Raw genomic sequence first — 15,092 nt, 5'->3', positions numbered from 1 at the left:
CCGCTGCTTAGAGCGGCTTTTCCAGTAAATCAATAATCGCCTGATTAGCCTCAGGAAACTGATAGGCCTGCAGCGCGTAAACAGGCACCCAGAGCCATTCCTGCCCTTCACACTGCCTTACGTCGCCTGAAAATGCGGTAACACGCCAGACATCGAGCATAACGCGCTTATCGTTGTAATCGTGATGAATGACAGTCAGCGGTGACGCAGCTTTAACTTCAATGTTGCACTCTTCACCGAGTTCACGCACCAGTGCGTCATAAACGGTTTCACCGGCTTCAACTTTGCCACCTGGGAATTCCCATTTCTCACCCTGATGCAGGTCTTTGTGGCGTTTACTGATGAAAATGTCACCGTCGGCGTTCTCAATTACGCCGACGGCTACGTGGACAGGATCAGAGCTTGCCATGGCAATGCTTGTACTTTTTACCTGAGCCACACGGGCAGGGTTCATTACGGCCGACGCGTGGCGTGGCTGACGCCGCTGCGGTGGCTGAAGCAGTAGCTGCCGGGCCACTAGCCTGCGCGTCACCGGCACCACTGGTGCTGGCACTTTCGTGAGTAAACTGCTGACGTTGTGCCAGACGCTCGGCCTGTTCACGGCGTTTTTGTTCAACCGCCTCAACATCTTCTTCGGCGCGCACACGTACTTTACTCAGAATGGTCACGACATCGAGTTTCAGCGCTTCAAGCATATCCGAGAACAACTCAAAGGCTTCGCGCTTGTACTCCTGCTTTGGATTCTTCTGCGCGTAACTACGCAGGTTAATGCCCTGACGCAGATGATCCATGGCTGCCAGGTGCTCTTTCCAATGCTGGTCAAGGCTTTGCAGCATAATTGCCTTTTCGAACTGGCGCAGTACCTGCTCGCCCACTTGTTGCTCTTTTTGCGCGTAGGCGTTTTCCAGTTCTTCGGTAATCTTCTCGCGCAGATTTTCTTCGTGCAGCTTGTCGTCTTCGTCCAGCCACTTCTGAATTGGCAACTGCAAATCAAAGTCAGAACGCAGACGCTCTTCAAGACCTTCAACGTTCCACATTTCTTCCAGTGATTGCGGCGGAATGTACTCGCTAATCACCTGGTCTATCACGTCGCCACGAATGACTTTGACGGTTTCAGAAATATCGCCTTCATCAAGCAGCTCGTTACGCTGCTCGTAAACGACTTTACGCTGATCATTGGCAACATCATCAAACTCAAGCAGTGACTTACGGATATCGAAGTTACGCCCCTCGACTTTGCGCTGCGCGTTTTCAATCGCGCGGGTCACCCATGGGTGTTCAATGGCTTCGCCACGCTTCATGCCCAGCCGTTTCATCAGCCCGGCCATGCGCTCAGAGGCGAAAATACGCATCAGGCTGTCTTCCAGTGACAGGTAGAAACGTGATGAGCCCGGGTCACCCTGACGACCTGAACGACCACGGAGCTGGTTATCAATACGGCGTGATTCGTGACGCTCGGTACCGATAATATGTAAACCACCGGCCTCAAGCACCAGATCATGACGCTTTTGCCACTCTTCTTTGGCTTTGTCGATTTGCTCCTGCGACGGCTCGTTCATGTCGGCAATTTCAGCCTGCAGGTTACCGCCTAACACGATATCGGTACCACGACCGGCCATGTTGGTGGCAATAGTCACCGCGCCTGGCATACCAGCCTGAGCGACGATTTCCGCTTCTTTGGCGTGGAATTTGGCGTTCAGTACCTTATGAGGAATCTTTTTCTTCTTCAGGAAATTCGACAGCAGCTCAGAGCTTTCAATCGAAATGGTACCCACCAGTACCGGTTGCTGCTTGGCGCGGCAGGCTTCGATGTCAGCGACAATGGCTTCGAATTTCTCTTCGGCACTGATAAAAATTAAATCCGGGCGATCATCACGAATCATCGGCCGGTTGGTCGGAATGACCACGGTCTCAAGACCATAAATCGACTGGAACTCAAAGGCTTCAGTGTCGGCGGTACCAGTCATGCCCGATAGTTTGTCATACAGACGGAAGTAGTTCTGGAAGGTAATCGACGCCAGCGTCTGGTTCTCGTTCTGAATCTTCACGCCTTCTTTGGCTTCCATCGCCTGGTGCAGGCCTTCTGACCAGCGCCGGCCTTCCATGGTACGCCCGGTGTGCTCATCAACAATCACTATCTGGCCTTCTTTGACGATGTAATCAACGTCTTTCTGGAACAGATGATGGGCACGTAAGGCAGCGTTTACGTGGTGTAGCAAGGTGATATTCGCGGCAGAGTACAGTGACTCGTCTTCACCCAGCATGCCACGCTCTTTCAGAATGGCTTCCACATGCTCCTGGCCGTTTTCGGTCAGATGTAGCTGTTTGGCTTTCTCATCAATGGTGAAGTCGCCTTCGCCACGTTTCTCTTCGGTATCTTCTTCATCGGCGCGCTGCAGTAACGGCACAATTTCATTCATTTTGATGTACAGCTCAGAACTGTCTTCTGCTGCACCAGAAATGATAAGTGGCGTACGCGCTTCGTCGATCAAAATCGAGTCAACCTCATCGACAATCGCGTAATTAAGTTTGCGCTGCACCCGTTCCTTCGGTGAGAACGCCATATTGTCGCGCAGGTAGTCAAAACCAAATTCGTTGTTGGTACCGTAGGTAATGTCGGCGCGGTAGGCTTCTTGTTTATCCTGATGCGACATGCCCGGCACGTTAAACGCAACACTCATGTCGAGGAATTCAAACAGCGGACGGTTGGTTTCGGCGTCACGACGGGCCAGGTAATCGTTCACGGTAACAATGTGGACACCCTCGCCGCTCAGGGCGTTCAGATAAGCCGACAGGGTTGCCGTCAGGGTTTTACCTTCACCGGTACGCATTTCGGCAATACGGTTATCGTTTAAGATCATGCCGCCGATAAGCTGCACGTCGAAATGACGCATGTTAAACACGCGCTTACTGGCTTCACGGACGGTTGCGAAGGCTTCGACCAGAATGTCATCAAGCTTTTCGCCATCGGCCAGACGTTTTTTGAATTCAGCTGTTTTTTGTTTTAGTTCGCTGTCGCTGAGGGCTTCAAATTCTGGCTCAAGCGCGTTAATCGCCGCTACCTGTTTCTGCAATCCTTTCAGAATACGGTCGTTACGACTACCAAATACTTTGCGGAATAGACTACCTAACATGTGATTCTATGATCCTGTAGTTAAATGACAGTGAAGCGCTTATTGCGCTTCACGATAAACATACTGACTCGGGTCTATGTGACGCCCGTTGCGTAACACTTCGTAATGCACGTGCGGCCCGGTGGAACGACCGGTACTGCCCAGTTTGGCGATCTGCTGGCCGCGGGTGACAACATCACCTTCGTTGACTAACAGTTCGGCACAGTGGCCATAACGGGTCTTCAGTCCACCGCCATGGTCAATTTCAATCAGTTTACCATAACCATAACGCTCACCCGACCAGGTCACGACGCCCGCGCCTGTCGCGAACACACCGGCGTCTTCAGCCAGGTTGGCAAAATCGATACCACTATGCATGGTGGGAGTGCCGTTAAACGGGTCTTTACGGATGCCGTAGTGTGAACTTAGCCAACCACCGTCGACCGGACGTCCGGCAACGAAACTCTCTGCAGAGATATGATGACGCAGCAGCACGGATTCAAGGGTGCTGAGCTGATTTTGTTTGTCGGCTAACTGGCTTAACAATAAATCGATGTCAGCGATGACGTCGCTGGCCGGCACTTTTGGCGCATCTAAAATGGAGGCCTCGGGACCGCCCATTGCGTTGGTCGCGGCGTTGCTTTGTTGCAGATCACTTACGTCAATACTGGCAGTTTGTGCCAGGCGTTCGCTCATCAGATCCAGGTGGCGTAACTGAGCGCGCATTTCACCCAGTTGCATGGTCATGGCGGTGAGCTTTTTCTCGGTATCGGCCTTGATCTGCTGAACCACTTCAGACTGCGCCGCCAGCGCCAGTTGTTCGGCGCTGATCTTGCTACGCACCTGCTCGGTATCAAGACCGCCCAGGTACTGCCATGGCTGGCTAAGAGCTAACAGGCCCACACCCAGAATAGCACTTAAGCTCAGCAAGCGCCGGCGGCTTAAGCGCACTCCAAATTTAACTTTGGAGCCTTTATAGAAGACTGTTAAACTCATGCAACCTCTCGTTGCTAATTGTAAGACTTGAACGATGCCCCGTAAGCGCCCGAAGAAACTTGACCAACTGCTTGGCAGCCAGCGCTTGCAGCAATTTGCTGACTTTACCGAGCAACATCAGCGCTGGCAACAGCTAATGCGCGACTGTTTCGCAAAACAGCCGTTAGCCGAGCTTATAAGCCAGTGTGAAGTGGTTGCGGTAAGCGCACCGTCCCTCATTATTAAGGTTTCATCGGCCGCCGTTGGGCAGCGGATAAAAACCGAACAAGAGCGCATTATAACGTATTTTCAAACTCATGCTACGCCTGCGATTACCCGGCTCGAGATCCGCATCCGCCCCGGCCGTCAAGCCAGCGCTACGCCACCACCGCCGGCGCAGCCAAAACCTGCACAAAATGAATCAGATACGGTAAGAAAATTACGTGAACAGGCCGCGCTTTGCGAAGAGCCATTGCGCTCACAATTATTGGCGCTGGCAGATAAATATGACGCGTAGCCCGTAGTTCTACTACGGGCTACGCAATTATGCGACGACCGGGCTGGCGAAGCGGATGGGTGACTCGGCAGCTTCGTCTTCGAAGGTGACGAACTCCCAGGCTTCCTGATTTTGTAGTACGGCGCGCAATAGCTGGTTGTTCAGGGCGTGGCCGGATTTAAAGGCGCGTAAGTGGCCTAAAATCGCATGGCCACCCATGTACAAGTCGCCCACTGCATCGAGGATCTTGTGCTTCACGAACTCGTCGTCATAGCGCAAACCATCGCTGTTTAAGATGCGGAACTCATCAAGCACCACGGCATTGTCAAAACTGCCACCTAAAGCCAGGTTGTTGGCGCGTAAGAACTCGATATCTTTCATAAAGCCGAACGTACGTGCACGACTGATGTCCTTCAGAAAGCTCTGCGTACTAAAGTCCATGCTGACAACCTGGTTGGTGTCGGCAATCGCCGGGTGGTCGAAGTCGATGGCAAAGTCGATACGGAAACCATTATGGGGTAGCAGTTCCGCCCACTTGTCACCTTCTTCAACACGAACCGGTTGCTTGATCCGGATAAACTTTTTCGCTGCGCCCTGTTCCTCGATGCCCGCATTCTGTAGCAGGTAAATAAAAGGATGCGAGCTACCGTCCATGATTGGAATTTCATGGCTGTCGACTTCAATAATGAGGTTATCAATGCCCATTGCTGCAATCGCGGCAAGCAGGTGTTCCACGGTGGAAACCCGGACATTGTCATCGTTAATCAAACAGGTACACATGCGGGTATCGCGCACCAATTCAGCATCGGCACGAATATCCACAGCAGGCTGCAAATCAACACGGCGGAACACCAGACCGGTATTGACCGGTGCCGGGCGCAGTGTTAACTGAACCTTGTTGCCCTTGTGCAAGCCCACACCCGTGGTTGCAATAGGCTGTTTAATGGTACGTTGTTTCATCATTCGATTTCGTTCTCACTATCTCGTCTGACCAGTTAAAGGCGCAATAGTTTACCGAAGATTCGTAAAAATCGCAATTTAGCTCACGGTTTTACGAAACATTTACAGCGATTGCCGCAATGCCTTTTTTCGATTAGTCCACCTGACGGCGTAAAAATGCCGGAATATCCAGGTAGTCCATATCTTTATTGCCCTGTGCCTGCGGCTTCGCTGCTGGCTTCTCGCTTTGCACGTCGTACTCTTCCTGCTCCATCTCTTCGCTGTCAGTATCAAGTACCCGTGCCGTTGCTGCGCCACCACCGTGGTAACCAGCACTGCGGCTGCTGTACGACTCACGGCTCTTCTCACGGCCATTGTTCACCAGCGAAATATCTGGCTTGCGCTCTGCGCCAATACCGGTCGCAACAACAGTGACACGCATCTCTTCTGACATGTCAGGGTCGATAACAGTTCCCACAATGACGGTCGCGTTTTCAGCAGCAAAGGCTTTCACTGTGCTACCGACGGTTTCGAACTCGTCAATGCTCATGTCCAGACCTGCGGTAATATTAACCAATACGCCACGGGCGCCAGACAGATCAATATCTTCCAGTAACGGGCTGTTGATGGCCATTTCCGCCGCTTCCTGCGCGCGTTCTTCACCGCGGGCAACGCCGGTACCCATCATGGCCGTACCCATTTCACGCATCACGGCGCGTACGTCGGCAAAGTCAACGTTGATAAGACCGGTACGGGTAATCAAATCAGCAATACCCTGTACTGCGCCCAGTAACACGTTGTTCGCGGCACTGAAGGCATCGAGCAGGCTGGTGCCTTTGCCCAGTACTTTCAGCAGCTTCTCGTTAGGAATGGTGATCAGCGAGTCAACATAGCGCGCCAGTTGCGCGATACCTTCGTCGGCGACTGCCATACGCTTGCGTCCTTCAAACGGGAAGGGTTTGGTCACCACCGCCACGGTCAGAATACCCAGTTCACGGGCAACTTCAGCCACTACCGGTGCCGCACCGGTACCGGTACCGCCACCCATTCCTGCGGCGATAAAAATCATGTCAGCGCCTTCCAGGTGCTTTTTGATTTCTTCGCGCGACTCTTCAGCCGCCTGACGGCCCACTTCAGGGTTGGCGCCCGCACCCAGTCCCTTGGTGATATCGTCACCCAACTGGATAGTTACGTGCGCGCCATGGTTACGTAATGATTGCGCATCGGTGTTTGCAGCTAAGAACTGCACCCCTTCAATCGATTCACTGATCATGTGCTTAACGGCGTTACCACCGCCGCCACCTACACCGATCACCTTAATGACTGCATCGCTGTCAAAATTGTCGAGTACTTCAAATACTTCAGACATAGTGTTTCTCCTTTTACCTGCTTAGTGTACTACCCCAAAAAATATTTCCAAAGTGTTGTTTTTATTAAAATTCACCTTTGAACCAACCGTGAACGCGTTTCCACATACCGATCACGTTGTTATCGCGCGTTTCATCCTGCCGCGCCTGCAAGTCTTGTTGCCCGTAGCGCAGTAAACCTACTGCGGTGGCATAGGTCGGGTCCTGCACATAATCGCTCAGACCCTGCATGCCCAGTGGCTCGCCTAAGCGCACCGGCATCTGAAATATTTCTTCGGCAAATTCAATCGCGCCTTCCATGCGGCCGCAACCGCCGGTCAGCACAATGCCTGCCGCAATTTGGTCGTCGAGACCGCTTTGTTTGATCTCATCACGGATCAGTTCGAACAGCTCCTGATAGCGCGGCTCGACCACCTCTGCCAGAATATGGCGCTGCATGACCCGTGACGGGCGTCCGCCCACCGATGGCACCTCAATATTGTCATCTTTGCTGACCAGCTGACAGAGCGCGCAGGCGTATTTGGTCTTAATTTCCTCGGCATGGTTCAGCGGCGTACGGAAGATCTTCGCAATGTCGCTGGTCACCTGGTTGCCGGCCGCCGGAATCACCGCGGTGTGACGCAGCACGCCGCCGGTGTAAATACAGATATCAATCGTACCGGCACCCATATCAACCAGCGCTACGCCGAGATCTTTTTCATCTTCGGTAAGAACCGAGTAGCTTGACGCCAGCGCCGAGAAAATCAGCCGATCGACGGATAAGCCACATCGCTCCACCGCCTTTTCAATGTTTTTCGCCATGTCATTAGCACAGGTAACAATGTGAACTTTGGACTCCATGCGCACGCCCGACATACCAATCGGGCTCTTGATGCTTTCTTGCGAGTCAATCACAAACTCCTGTGGTAACACATGCAAAATGCGACGTTCCTGCGCAATGGGCACCGACTTGGCGGCGTGAATGACGCTGTCGACGTCATCCTGAGTGACTTCAGCTTCATTGATGGGCACCATGCCACTTTCGTTCTGACAAGCAATGTGGCGACCCGAAATATTCAGGTAAACCGAGGCGATACGGCAATCAGCCATAAGCTCTGCTTCTTCGACCGCGCGCTGAATCGACTGCACCACCAGGTTAAGGTCGTTCACGCCACCTTTGTCCATACCACGCGCCGGTGACGCGCCCACGCCAATGACACTGATTTCATTGTCAGGCATGACCTCACCAATAAGCGCCACGATTTTGCTCGTGCCGATATCTAAACCAACGACCATGTTGCGTTCTGTTGCTTTTGACATGCCTATGAACTCTCTTGTTGTTGTTCTTCCGGGTCGCGCCAGCGAACTGCGACACCGGTGTCATACCGTAAATCTATCGAATCTATGGGCGCCTCTTTGTGCGCCTGTAATTGTGGATACAAATCAATAAACCGTTGTATCCGCTCTAGCAGTGCCTCGCGCCCCAGGCGCAGTACAATGCCATTTTGTAACATCAGCTCGACCGAGAAGCGCTGACTAAGTTCCAGCTGCGCAATGGCAAAGCCATTCATCTGCAACAACTCATTCAGCTCGCGGTAATGCTTAACTGCCTGCGCTACCGCATGTTCCGGCCCCGCCAGGTAAGGCAACTCTGTGGCTCCCTCACCCAGCACTTCCTTGTTGGCGTAAAACACCTTGCCTTCCTGATTCAGCAGCGCGTCATCACGCTGATTGGCATTCCAATGCGCCAGCGGCGCCTGCTCAACCACGAACACTTTCAAAATGTCCGGCCATTCCTTGCGAACCGACGCCTTTGCCACCCAGGGCATGGCTTCCACCCGCGCTCTTATTTCGTCCACGTCGGCTGAGAAAAAACTCCCCAGCGGCTCGCCTAACAAGGCAGTGCGGACATCGGCGGGGGTGACATACTGCAACTCACCCTGCACCACCAGCCGCTTGAGCGGTACTTCCTGCGCGTCCATCGCGGTGTAATACAACCAGCCAATGCCGGCAAAAGTTCCGGCCACCACCATGACAAAGAACGCCAGCCCTGACCAAAACTGCCAACCCGGAACCCGTGACGCTGCCGCCATCTCAGCCCTCGCTGTGGCGCAAAATCTCAACCACCAACTGCTCGAAGCTTAATCCTTCAGCACGCGCCGCCATTGGCACTAAACTCTTTTCGGTCATGCCCGGTACCATGTTCGCCTCCAGCAAACGATAGTTACCGTGCTTATCGCACATCACATCAATACGGCCCCAGCCACTGCCGCTAAGGCAACGGAACGCCGCTTCAGCCAAATGCCGCAAGGCTTGCTCTTCGACCTCTGCAAGACCCGCCGGGCAATGATATTTGGTATCGTTGGCCTGGTATTTCGCGTCGTAATCGTAAAACTCGTGACTGGTTTCCAGGCGAATGGCCGGTAATGCCCGTTGACCCAGAATTGCTACGGTGTATTCAGGTCCCGGAAGCCAGCTTTCAATCAGTGCTTCTTTGTCGAACTGATGTGCTAGCGCTACCGCCTGTTCCAGCGCGACGGCGCTATCAGCCGAGCTCATACCAATGCTTGAGCCTTCCTGAGCCGGTTTCACCATGACCTTGCCACCGAGTTCCGCTAATAATTCGGCGTAATTGTGCTCGGTACCACGGCGGATGACCGTACTATGCGCGACCGGTAAGCCTGAGGCCTGCCAGACCTGCTTGGTTTTGACTTTATCCATGGCCAGCGCGCACGCTAACACGCCGCTACCGGTGTAGGGAATGCCAAGGTAATGTAACGCGCCCTGAATGGTGCCATCTTCACCACCACGACCATGCAGCACGTTAAACGCACGCATAAAGCCCTGCTCTTTTAGCTCGGCCAGCGGATTATGCGCCGGATCAAATGGGTGCGCGTCGACACCTGCATTGCGCAGTGCTTTTGTCACAGCCTGTCCGGAGCGCAGTGACACTTCACGCTCGGCTGAATCACCGCCGAGGAGCACAGCTACTTTGCCAAATTCACTCATGCCTGCGTCTCCTTAAATTGCTGGCCTGCACTGCGTAGCGCATCGGGTTGCAGCTCGGTGCCAGCCAGATCTTTTGCGATGGCACCGATATTACCGGCACCTTGCGCCAGCAGCATGTCATTGGGCTGCAGTATGTCTGCCAGCACCTGCATCAGCTCGCCGCGGTCGCCGACATAAATGGGCTCAACTTTACCGCGCATGCGCAAGGACTTGCTTAAGGCACGGCTATCTGCGCCCTGCACCGGTGCCTCGCCGGCACTGTAAACGTCGAGTAATAACAGCACGTCCACTTCCGAGAGTACCGAGACAAACTCATCGTAAAGATCACGGGTGCGCGAGAAGCGATGCGGCTGAAACGCCATCACCAAACGGTGATCAGGCCAACCAGCACGGGCCGCAGCAATGGTGGCGGCAACTTCGGTGGGATGATGGCCATAATCGTCAATCAGCATAACCTGGCCCTTCGCGCTTTCACGCTCAAGCGGATAGTCGCCAAGTAACTGGAAGCGACGACCGATACCACCAAACTGTTCCAGCGCACGTTGCATGGCATCATCCTCAATGCCTTCGTCGGTGGCGACGGCAATCGCCGCCAAAGCATTTAAAGCGTTATGCCGGCCTGGCAGATTCACGGTCACCTGCAACGGCTCACGGCCTTTGCGGTGTACGGTAAACTGACTGCGTCCGCTGCGTTGCTGATAATCGCTGCCACGCACGTCAGCGTCGTCACTGAAACCGTAGGTAATAAACTGCCGGCCAATACGCGGCAGCAGCTCGCGCACCACCGGGTCGTCAACGCACATCACTGCCAGTCCGTAAAACGGCAGGTTATGCAAAAAGTCGATATAGGTGTCGAGCAGACGATTAAAGTCACCGCCATAGGTGTCCATATGGTCGGCTTCGATATTGGTCACCACAGCCACCATCGGCTGCAGGTGCAAAAACGACGCGTCGGACTCATCTGCTTCGGCAATCAGGTATTTGCTGGAACCCAGGCGGGCATTGCTGCCAGCGCTGTTGAGCAAGCCACCGATGACAAAGGTTGGATCCAGTTGCCCCTCGCCGAACACACTCGCCAGTAGGGAGGTTGTGGTGGTTTTGCCGTGGGTGCCGGCGACGGCAATACCGTGACGAAACCGCATCAGCTCGGCCAGCATTTCGGCACGGCGCACCTGCGGGATAAACGCCGCCTGCGCTGCCTGTAACTCTTCGTTGTCAGCGCGAATCGCTGAGCTGACAACAATTACATCAGCACCTTCAACGTTGCTGGCACTGTGGCCAATAAAAACCTTCGCACCTAAGCTGCGCAGGCGATCGGTATTGGCGTTTTCCGCCAGATCCGAGCCGGTGATCTCATAGCCCTGGTTCAGCAGTACTTCGGCAATGCCACCCATACCTGCGCCGCCAATGCCGACGAAATGAATACGCCGTACCCGGCGCATTTCCGGCACGCTGACTACGGTAAAAGGCGTTGTTGTCGTCGCTGCTGTTGTCATAACCACTGCTCACATCGTTCCACCACCACTTGGGTGGCATTAGGGCGCGCGGCCTTCTCTGCCTGCGCACGCATTTTTTCCAGCCGGCGCGGGTCCGCCAGCCACTGTTGTAAAATCTCTACCAAGGGGGTTACCTCGGTTAACTGCGGTTGTGGCAGCACAACTGCTGCACCAACATCGGCCAGCTCGCGGGCGTTGGCCGTCTGATGATCATCTACCGCAAGGGGCAGGGGCACGAAAATCGCTGGCGTACCCACCACTGCCAGTTCACTGACCGTCAGCGCGCCGGCGCGGCAAATAACCACATCGGCTTGCGCATAAGCCGCGTGCATAGCGTCAATAAACTCGACCACTTCAACGTTGTCGATGCCTTTGTCGGCATAGGCTTGCTGGACCTCTGCCACGCGTCCCTGACCGCACTGGTGCAGTACTTCTAACTGTTGTATCTGCTGGCCCTGGAGCAAACGCTGCATCGCCTGTGGCAGAGCCTGATTCAGTGCCTGAGCGCCAAGACTGCCGCCCACAACCAGCAGCTTAATCTTGTCATCTTGTTCACGCTTAACCGGTGCCTGCGCCCAGTCCGCCCGCAGCGGATTACCGGTAACCTCGGCGCCGGGTAACTGGTTTTGCGCGCCAGCAAAGCCAACCATGACGTGCTGAGCAAAACGCGCCAGCAGTTTGTTGGTCATGCCGGCAACGGCGTTTTGCTCGTGTACAAGTAGCGGAATATTGGCCGCCTTCGCTGCCAGGCCCGCCGGTCCACATACGTAACCACCAAAGCTGACCACCAGATCGATCTGCTGTTGGCGGTAGATTTTACGGCATTGCCCAATCGCTTTTAACATGCGCAGCGGCATCATTAGCTTGCGCGCCAGACCATGGCCACGCAGGCCTTGCATCGAGATTTGTTGTAATGCAAACCCAGCCGCGGGTACGACGCGCGCTTCCAGACGTTGCTCGGTGGTGCCCAGCCAGGTGATCTCATGACCGCGGGCACGTAACTCTTCCGCCACCGCAAGCGCCGGAAATACATGTCCGCCAGTGCCGGCGGCAGCAATCACGATACGACTCATGCCCTTGCCCTCCGCCGTTTTGCGTGTGTGCGACTGCCGGTGCGCGGCGCCACTTTCAGTGACGTGCGACGCAGCTCATAATCAATACGCAGCAATAAACCTAAAGCAACACAGCTGACCAATAAGCTGGTGCCACCATAGGAAATAAGTGGCAATGTCAACCCCTTAGTTGGCAACAGACCTGCCGCGGCGCCGATATTAACCAACGCCTGAAATGCGAACCAGATGCCAATGCCATAAGCAATGAAGGCAGAAAAACGGTGATCGCGCTGCAAGCCGCGACGACCAATCCACATGGCGCGCACCACAATGGCAAATACCGCGACCAGCACGCCGAAAATGCCGACAAAGCCCAGCTCTTCGCCGACCACGGCCATAATAAAGTCAGTATGTGCCTCGGGCAGATACTGTAATTTCTGAATACTGTTGCCCAGACCTTGTCCCAGCCAGTCGCCGCGGCCAAAGGCCATAAGTGACTGCGTTAACTGATAGCCGCTGCCAAAGGGGTCCTGCCATGGGTCAAGAAACGAGGTCACCCGCTTCATCCGGTAGGGCTCTTTAATGATCAGTAAGGTCAGACCAAAGGCCAGCACAATAATAATCGCAAAGAACTGCCATAGCCGCGCGCCGGCCAGGAACAACATACCCACGGCAATGCTGACCATCACCGCCAGTGAGCCAAAGTCCGGCTGCATGAGCAGCAGAATCGCGAAGAAGAACAGCACCACCAGTGGTTTAATAAACTCGCGGATATTTTCCTGCACCAGATTGATACGCCGCGCCAAATAGCTACTCAGGTAAATCACAAAAAAGAACTTCGCCAGCTCGGCCACCTGCAGCGTCATCGGCCCGATTTTTATCCAGCGCCGCGCGCCGTTGACTTCATGCCCGACAATCAACACCAGCAGCAAGGCTGCCAGCGCGCCAATGAGCAGCAGCCCGCTGCCTTTTTGCCACCAGGCTACGGGTACCTGAATGACCGTCACCAGCAGGCTCAGTCCGAGCACCAGATACATGCTATGGCGAATGACAAAGTGAAACGGGTTATCGGTTAAGCGCTCGGCGATTGGGAACGAAGCTGAGCTAACCATGACAAAACCAAACGCCAGCAAGCCCAGCGACAGCCACAACAACACCCGGTCATAGAGGACATGCTCTTCTGGCAGCCACCAGTCACGCATGCGCTCCCAGCTACTACGGGCATTGGAGGTTGCCGACTGGATACCCAGTTCAAGTTGCTGCTCCTGGCGCTTCACGGACTCAGCCATGGGCCACCTCCGCAACTTGTTTTAACACCTCGGCTTTGAATGTCTCACCGCGCTGTTCGTAATTTTTAAACATGTCCAGACTGGCACAGGCCGGCGCCAGTAATATGGTGCTCTGCGCGGTGGCAAGCTGCGCCGCGCGCTGCACTGCCTCAGCAAGATTACTGACCCGCGTGACCTGTGGGTGATGCTGAGCAATACGTTCAGCGTCGCGGCCGAACACAATCAGCTCGTCTACCTGTTGTAGCGCGCTGCGGAAGGTACTGAAATCGGCACCTTTGCCGTCACCACCGGCGATCAGAATCAACTTGCCTTTTACCAGCGGGCGTAACCCGGCAATGGCTGCCTCGGCGGCACCAATATTGGTCGCTTTCGAGTCGTTCACCCACCGCACGTCATTATGCTCGGTCACTAGTTCGCAGCGATGCGGCAGGCCAGTGAAGTTACGGAGGCTATCGAGGACCTGTTCGAGCGGTACTTCAAGACTATGTACCAGCGCCAGCGCCGCCTGTGCATTCAAAAGGTTATGCACACCGGTAAGTTGCAGTTCGTCGGCACGCAGCAGGACTTCGCCGGCGAACTGTATCGTCGGCGTGTCACCGTCCAGGCCAAGGCCAAATAAACCGGGCCGTTCGGTATCCGGCGCGTCGGAGCCAAAGCTCAGTTGCTGCGCAAGCGGCAGATACTGCGGTGCTGTAATACGCTGCTCACGGTTCCAAACGGCCTGACCGGCATGCTGGTAAATGCGCTGTTTCGAGGCGGCGTAATGACTGCGGTCCTGATAGCGATCCAGGTGATCATCGCTGATATTTAGCAGTGCTGCCGCATGCAGCTTGAGATCATGCATGGTGTCGAGCTGAAAGCTGGACAGCTCTAATACGTACACGTCGACATCCGGCGCAATAATATCGAGCATCGGAATGCCAATATTTCCGCCGACCGCTACATTCATACCCGCAGCACTTAACAGTTCGCCGGTAAGCTTGGTCACCGTCGACTTGCCGTTTGAGCCGGTAATGCCTAATACCGGCGCCTGCGCGAACTGCGCAAAAATATCGGTATCGCCCACCAGCGGGATGCCCGCGTCACGCGCCATTTGTAATGCCGGCATACGCAAATCAAGACCGGGGCTGACCACCAGCAGATCACACGCCAGCAAGGTGGCAATGTCTAAGGGGCCGCAATGCAGCTCAAGGGTTTTATCAAGCTGTTGCAGTTGTGCGGCCTGCGGTGGTTGCTCACGGGTATCAAAGACGACCGGGCGAATGTCTTGCTGCAGTAAGAAACGCACGGTCGACAAACCGGACTGGCCGAGACCGACCACTCCGATAAGTTCATAATTGTGCAGTGCAGCAAGGTAGTTCACTTCGTCTCCTTCAG

General features: G+C 54.6%; 13 protein-coding genes. 1 reads left to right on the top strand and 12 read right to left on the bottom strand.

What is annotated here, in order from left to right:
- Positions 1-7: 7 nt before the first annotated feature.
- The 3 genes from mutT to CWI71_RS03385 are packed head-to-tail and all read right to left on the bottom strand — an operon-like array spanning position 8 to position 4,109.
- Complete coding sequence (mutT, locus tag CWI71_RS03395) at positions 8-409, bottom strand: 8-oxo-dGTP diphosphatase MutT (protein WP_126753857.1); 402 nt, start codon at positions 407-409, stop codon at positions 8-10.
- The gene (gene secA / locus CWI71_RS03390; protein ID WP_126753856.1) at positions 396-3,134 is read right to left on the bottom strand and encodes a preprotein translocase subunit SecA; all 2,739 of its coding nucleotides are present in this window, start codon (positions 3,132-3,134) and stop codon (positions 396-398) included. Before secA ends, mutT begins: the two co-directional genes overlap by 14 nt.
- Before the next feature lie 39 nt (positions 3,135-3,173).
- Positions 3,174-4,109, bottom strand: coding sequence for a M23 family metallopeptidase (locus tag CWI71_RS03385; protein ID WP_126753855.1), 936 nt, complete (start codon positions 4,107-4,109; stop codon positions 3,174-3,176).
- A gap of 34 nt (positions 4,110-4,143) precedes the next feature.
- Between CWI71_RS03385 and CWI71_RS03380 the strand changes: the two genes are divergently transcribed.
- On the top strand, positions 4,144-4,605 hold the full coding sequence (locus CWI71_RS03380) for a DciA family protein (protein WP_126753854.1): 462 nt from the start codon (positions 4,144-4,146) through the stop codon (positions 4,603-4,605).
- Between the two features lie 27 nt (positions 4,606-4,632).
- Here the strand turns inward: CWI71_RS03380 and lpxC are convergent, their stop codons facing one another.
- The 9 genes from lpxC to murD all read right to left on the bottom strand — a co-directional run bounded on the left by lpxC (position 4,633) and on the right by murD (position 15,078).
- Entirely contained in the window at positions 4,633-5,547 is a 915-nt protein-coding gene (gene lpxC, locus CWI71_RS03375) for a UDP-3-O-acyl-N-acetylglucosamine deacetylase (protein ID WP_126753853.1), read from the bottom strand.
- A 130-nt stretch (positions 5,548-5,677) separates the two neighbouring features.
- Positions 5,678-6,892, bottom strand: a complete 1,215-nt coding sequence (gene ftsZ, locus CWI71_RS03370; protein ID WP_126753852.1) for a cell division protein FtsZ — start codon at positions 6,890-6,892, stop codon at positions 5,678-5,680.
- A 64-nt stretch (positions 6,893-6,956) separates the two neighbouring features.
- The gene (gene ftsA, locus CWI71_RS03365) at positions 6,957-8,189 is read right to left on the bottom strand and encodes a cell division protein FtsA (RefSeq protein ID WP_126753851.1); all 1,233 of its coding nucleotides are present in this window, start codon (positions 8,187-8,189) and stop codon (positions 6,957-6,959) included.
- Positions 8,190-8,191: 2 nt separating this feature from the next.
- Entirely contained in the window at positions 8,192-8,962 is a 771-nt protein-coding gene (locus CWI71_RS03360) for a cell division protein FtsQ/DivIB (RefSeq protein WP_126753850.1), read from the bottom strand.
- 1 nt (position 8,963) lies between these two features.
- Entirely contained in the window at positions 8,964-9,878 is a 915-nt protein-coding gene (locus CWI71_RS03355) for a D-alanine--D-alanine ligase (protein WP_126753849.1), read from the bottom strand.
- On the bottom strand, positions 9,875-11,374 hold the full coding sequence (gene murC, locus CWI71_RS03350; protein WP_126753848.1) for a UDP-N-acetylmuramate--L-alanine ligase: 1,500 nt from the start codon (positions 11,372-11,374) through the stop codon (positions 9,875-9,877). Before murC ends, CWI71_RS03355 begins: the two co-directional genes overlap by 4 nt.
- Positions 11,371-12,447 (bottom strand): undecaprenyldiphospho-muramoylpentapeptide beta-N-acetylglucosaminyltransferase, encoded by a 1,077-nt coding sequence (gene murG / locus CWI71_RS03345; RefSeq protein ID WP_126753847.1) that lies wholly within the window; start codon positions 12,445-12,447, stop codon positions 11,371-11,373. Before murG ends, murC begins: the two co-directional genes overlap by 4 nt.
- Positions 12,444-13,715 carry a cell division protein FtsW gene (gene ftsW / locus CWI71_RS03340; protein WP_126753846.1) on the bottom strand — a complete coding sequence of 424 codons (1,272 nt, stop codon included), beginning with the start codon at positions 13,713-13,715 and terminating at the stop codon, positions 12,444-12,446. The genes murG and ftsW overlap by 4 nt, the downstream gene beginning before the upstream one ends.
- Entirely contained in the window at positions 13,708-15,078 is a 1,371-nt protein-coding gene (gene murD / locus CWI71_RS03335; protein ID WP_241967607.1) for a UDP-N-acetylmuramoyl-L-alanine--D-glutamate ligase, read from the bottom strand. Before murD ends, ftsW begins: the two co-directional genes overlap by 8 nt.
- Positions 15,079-15,092: the final 14 nt, after the last annotated feature.

The sequence above is a fragment of the Pseudidiomarina insulisalsae genome (assembly GCF_003987065.1).
Taxonomy (GTDB): domain Bacteria; phylum Pseudomonadota; class Gammaproteobacteria; order Enterobacterales; family Alteromonadaceae; genus Pseudidiomarina; species Pseudidiomarina insulisalsae.
This window is presented reverse-complemented; position numbering and strand designations above follow the sequence as displayed.